This is a genomic window from uncultured Streptococcus sp., assembly GCF_938036805.1.
Taxonomy (GTDB): Bacteria; Bacillota; Bacilli; order Lactobacillales; family Streptococcaceae; genus Streptococcus.
Genome location: NZ_CALHWC010000054.1, coordinates 1 through 5,614, shown reverse-complemented (window position 1 = coordinate 5,614; position 5,614 = coordinate 1). Strand labels below are relative to the sequence as shown.

3 protein-coding genes are annotated in these 5,614 nt (G+C 33.6%); all 3 read right to left on the bottom strand.

What is annotated here, in order from left to right:
• A partial coding sequence (gene cas8c / locus Q0191_RS02130) for a type I-C CRISPR-associated protein Cas8c/Csd1 (RefSeq protein ID WP_297663399.1) occupies positions 1-1,354 on the bottom strand: 1,354 nt, incomplete at its 3' end.
• Positions 1,354-2,082: a type I-C CRISPR-associated protein Cas5c gene (gene cas5c, locus Q0191_RS02125; protein ID WP_297663397.1), complete on the bottom strand. Its 729-nt coding sequence runs from the start codon at positions 2,080-2,082 to the stop codon at positions 1,354-1,356. The genes cas8c and cas5c, both read right to left, overlap by 1 nt.
• A 245-nt stretch (positions 2,083-2,327) precedes the next feature.
• On the bottom strand, positions 2,328-4,742 hold the full coding sequence (gene cas3, locus Q0191_RS02120) for a CRISPR-associated helicase Cas3' (RefSeq protein ID WP_297663395.1): 2,415 nt from the start codon (positions 4,740-4,742) through the stop codon (positions 2,328-2,330).
• Positions 4,743-5,614 lie beyond the last annotated feature (872 nt).

Sequence of the window (5,614 nt, the reverse complement as noted above, 5' to 3'; positions counted from 1 at the left end):
TCCCATCAATCAAAGCTGTTACTAATTGCTGATATTGATCGCTCTTAAAACTGTCATTGTCCAATTCTAAATATTGTTCTCTATCAACACCGTAAGTAGCATTAATAATCTCACTAAAAGTAGGCGTTCTAAATTTATAATTTTCTACTTTAGTTTTTGGTTCCCAAGAGTAATTTTCCTGCCATGATTCCAGATTTTTCAATAATTGTGAGACCTGGAGCTGACGGAAATATTTTAAAGCAATACGACCATTGCTTGTTTTATTTAGTATTGCAACGTAGTAGGTTGCATCATTGCCAAATAATTTTCTTCCTTTAATAAACGAAGACCTTATTTTTTTATTTACTTGGTTCGGTTTGAGGAAAACCGAACTGTCTTTTTGGTCTATATCATCTTCAAATAATTCATTAAAAACCGGCTTAACAATATCCAATTGACTCTCATTCGCTAAATCATCACTAAACCAATTGATGAGATATTGTGACGATCCTAGCCAAGTACTACTGTTTTTATTTTCTAGCAGATACTTAATCATTAAATGAATTTTTTCTGAAGTTTCATAGCCAACACTAAAAACATCTTCTCGCTCCTTAAAGCGCCCTTTATAGGCCTCTCCTTTATTACTAACCGAAATAATTTTAGCATTCCCCATCAGTCCTCGATGCTTATTGGTAATTTGCTCCGTTCGTCCGCTAATATTACATATTCCCAAATTATCCTGATTAGCTCTTACAAATGAAATATATGATTGATGTAATTCCTTGTAGCTAGTCACTGATTCATCTTTAAAGCCATTAAATCGTAAAATTGAAAACTCTAGGAAATAAGCGGATAAATCAACAGTCTTGTTTTTTCCATCAGAGTCAGAATAGGTGATTTTCAATCCCTCTCTTTGGTAATGCTCACCATATAAAGACTGAAGAATGCTACTTAGAAAATCTGTTTGGAGAATAGAATGCTGAATTTTTATCAAAAATTCCTTGACTCTACCTTCCTCACAGTAAGCAATCCAACTAGCTAATTGTTTATGAAAATCATCATATTGCGATTGACTCACTTCTGGTATATAATAAGAAAACTTGTCTACAAGAGGATGTGGAGCAGGATTGCTACCAGATCTTGCTACAGAATTTGCAGTCACAGGAAATATAATCGTTTGATTATCAGACATGAATTCTGCCTTATAGAAACTGCCATCCTGATCCAACTTAACTGCAATAATATTTTTACCATTTGACTTCAAACTAGTATGATAAATCGGAAGCAAAACAGGATTGTCCCCACTTTGTTGGTCAACTAATCCAATTTCTTCTGCTTTTTCATAAGCTTTTAAGAGAGAAGTAAAAAAATCCATTATTCTTCTCCTTTCTCCATAGCGTCATATTCCTTAAGTTCATCATCAACGGACTTAACCTGGCCAGGTGTCTTAAAGGTATAACTAGACAAAGTATTTACAATTTCACACTCAGACTGAGGCTTAAACTTAATCACCCCATTCTCCATCACTGTTTTTGTGAAATAAGATTTTAATGGTGTCGTTTCGTCTTTTGGATAAGCAAAAGAATGGAACATAATACCCAAATCAATAGTAACGCCATCATAGTAAGAAGGGGTGTTCTCATACTCTTCCTGACTAATTTCATCGACTAAGCCAAGGCACTCGCTGGTTCCCAAAAAGATATTGCGTCGCCCACCTTTTCGAATAGAACGTTCCATAATGGCTTCATGCTTTTTAGGTAGCCGATCTTGCATCAAATCTTCACGATTCTCATTCCAAATGAAATGGAATTTCACTAGATATTCCACATCACTCAGGTATGAAACGTAACTCAAATCCGCACTATAATCATGTAACAAAGCACGAACACCATGTAACTCTGTCTGAATTTGATTCATGACCTTAACTTCAGTAACAACATTTGTAAAAGTCGGCTTGTAGTACACAGCATCAATTATGCCTTGGAGGGCTTGTCTAGTAGGAACTTGGTACGACGATCTCTCTCCACCACCTTTAGTTGCAGGATTTGTAAAAAGAGCCTGTTCGCTACGTATCTTTACATAGAAATTTCTTGATCTGTACAAGGTTAAAACCTCCTTCTGTGATTCTATAAACCTATCTTAGCACTTGAAACTTCAAAAATCAATTATTTTCTTTCTATATTTAGTGTTTATAAAACAACTGTTGATTATATAGATCAATTTTGATATAATCTAGCCATCATAGTGCTATCTATGTGGATTGAAATTATATTTAGTGCTTATTTATACTGAATTACAGGTCAACGAAGTCCTCTACTGACTCTCGTCGACCTGTTTTCTTTTAATTTTTACATCAGAAAACTTCCTGACTCTAGGGTGATCCCCTTTTTCTCATCATAATAACCATCTGACAATATCTGAATTTGCCCATTCAAATATGATTTTGTCGCTTCAAGTATTTGATCGTGCTGACGAACATTTACCGTATAGGGCTGCAATTCCTTTAAAAGCGCTTTTATTGTTTGATAGTCTTCGACAGATGGGTAATCATATTCACACAATTCTTCTAAAACCAACAACTTTTCAATAGCGTCTCCATACGGAACCAACACCCCTATTGTGTCATTGTTTATTAAATTCATTTTCAAACCAGCAGTTTTAAAGGCTTGTTTTAACTTTCCTTTAAAATCATTACTGTCTTGATATGAATTTATGCTTAAATAATCATAAACTGATTCACCATGCGATAAAGGATAATCCATTGAACCTTGATTATTAGCATAATAATATTCAAAAAAATCCCGATTTAAAAGTGACATTTCAATAGGCGATGAGATCTTATGGATAATATGCTCTGTGGCGTCTTTCTTAGCTTTTATTTCTCTCAAGCGTGATAGATTTTCCTCTTCAGAGGTAAGATTGACTAAGGTAACTTGACCTTTATCACGTTTACCTTCACGATTGCATCGGCCACTAGCTTGCACAATTGAGTCAACTCCTGCATAAGATCGGATGACGCGATTAAAATCAATGTCAACTCCAGCTTCAATTAGTTGCGTACTAATACAAATAATAGGTATTCCTTTTTTAAGATGTTGTTTAATTTCCGATATAATGTCTAATCTGTGCTGAGCACACATATTAGTCGAAAGTTGATAAATAGGTCTATCAGTCAATCCTTCAAGCATCATATAGAATTTATCAACTGTCTTTTTGGTGTTAAAAATCGCAAGAATAGACTCGTCATTTTCCAGTACAAAATCTACTAAATCTGACAGGTTCGAATGTTGATTATTTTCATCAAATTTTCTAAGTTCTGTTCTTGAAAAGACTTCTTTTTCGTCATGAATTAACTCGACTATATCAGTAGCCTCACCATTTTTTCCACCATAAGAAAGTTTATGATTAATTGCAGTAGAATCATAAGCAGGCTGTGTAGCTGTACATAAGATGATAGTCGTGTTCATAACTTTATTTAAGAAATTCATGGTTAAATTAAATAAAGTTGTCACCTCAATAGGCAATGATTGTACTTCATCTAAAATCAAAACACTATTCGCTAAACTGGAAAAACGACGGATATTTGCTGATTTAGTTTTAAATAAAGTTTGAAAAAATTGAACCATTGATGTCAAAACGACTGGACTATCCCAACTTTCTATCAGGTACTCTGCTAATAAGCTCTCTTTTTCGTCTCCCTTATCCTCGTTCTCTTGTTTGTTCTGTATAACATTTGAATGATGCTCTAGAACACCTACCTCGCCAATTACTTTTCTAATTTCAGAAGCATTTTGCTCCAGGACAGATAAAAATGGGGTAATATAGAAAAATCTTGATTTATTTTGATCAACCAACTGATGAAAGGCATATCTCATACTAAGATTCGTTTTTCCAGCGCCAGTTGGCAAATCCAAACGATAGATTCCCGTTGAATCTTTTTCACCCCTACTCTTAACTCGTTCACCAATTTGTGAACGAATCTCATTAAGTCTTGTAGTTGGATGACTAAAGCTACGATATTTTCGCTCAATAGCTTCAAGATAAGACTCATTTAGTTTTTGTTTTTCTTCGTCTTTTAAAGGTTCAATGAGTAAGCCATAAGCATTGATAGTATCTAATATATCTGCATTCTTCAAAAAGGATAAGTACATCCGAATAAAACAACCACTATAATATTCTTTCTCACTTTCATCAGACCAACTAAGTTTAGACCAAGCTTGCTGGTAATTTGCAAATGCTTTTTCGATTAAATCGTTTAAATCTCTGTAACCATAGATGCTTAATTCATCTTCTAATTCTTGAGCAAAAGGTAGAATATCTTCTTGGTAAGGCTCGTTCGCTATACCTTCTATAATTCGATGCCTCAACTTGTTAAATGCAAATTGTTCTGCTTGAACATCTTCATCTTGCAGAGGAATGTTATACATACCGTGATGAGCTGAAATAACATAGGCACTGATCTCCTGAAAAAGTACCCTGTCTGCCAACGGAATGCTTGATTTTTTTAAACATGCTTGTATATTCTGAAAGAGATATCTAGCTCCTGCAGACGAATGATCAACATGCTTGCTAGGTTGCATTTCCAATTTATCTTGAAAAGCTTTATTTGCCTTACCTAAATCATGATACAAGCCTAGCAAAAAAAGCACATCACCTTGTCCTAAAGACTCTGCTTGTTTTCTTCCGCTTTCTGCAACATTTGTTAAATGTATTTTTAGCGATTGCATTTCATTCGTATCACGATTATAATGAGCTTTTATCATTTTTATCCTCATTTCATTTAGTGTAAATGTTGGAAAAATAATCCAATCTTAAATCTCTAATTTAGATTAAAGCGTCTAAAAATTAAAGCGCTTTCATTTTTAAAGAAAATAATTTCTGAAGTATTATAGATAGACTACAAAATATTTAAATGAATAATATCTTAGTCCTAAAAAACGAATTCTTTATCAAGGTAACCATATAGATAAAGACATTACTAATCACCTATACTATAAGTTTTTAGCTTTAATAAAAATCCACTGATAATCTTCATAGGAACATATTTAGAACACTATATTAATATCATTGTAAACTTAAAAACTAAAAATTTCAATAGATAATGAGTATTTTTGTTACTTTCTATTAAAAAACGCTGCAACATTTGCTATAGCGCTCATTTTCCATTCTTCTATATCTTCATATCTGCAGCTATAAAGACTGATATTACTCTCGTTACTCGGTAATGACGGCAAGCTATCTTAGAATTTCCGCTAATCCTAGAAAAAAATAGTTTTGTTATAATTATTCTAGAATGATTTATGAACAAGTTTTTGTCCACAGTCCCCTTTACTTTTTTCAAAAAAGTGACCGCTAATGCTTATGTTCCCCACTGCAAAGAACTTACTTTCATCATCTAGTTTTTGATAGGCCAATCTATTTTGGATATGCAGAAGTCTATACCAATCATTTAAAGCAACAAAAAGAAGGAATCATAACCGAATCAGAAAAATCTTTACCCCTTTTGTGCCCCTTGGATAAAAGGTAGACACACTAAAACCCTTGAAAACATTGTATTTTCAAGGGTTTTTTCAATATGATATATGTCCCCTGCCGGAATCGAACCAGCAACTACTCCTTAGGAGGGAGTTGTTAT

What these genes read in the sequence shown, in the direction of transcription:
- cas3 (WP_297663395.1), bottom strand. Translation starts at nt 4,742, where the DNA reads ATGATAAAAGCTCATTATAATCGTGATACGAATGAAATGCAATCGCTA.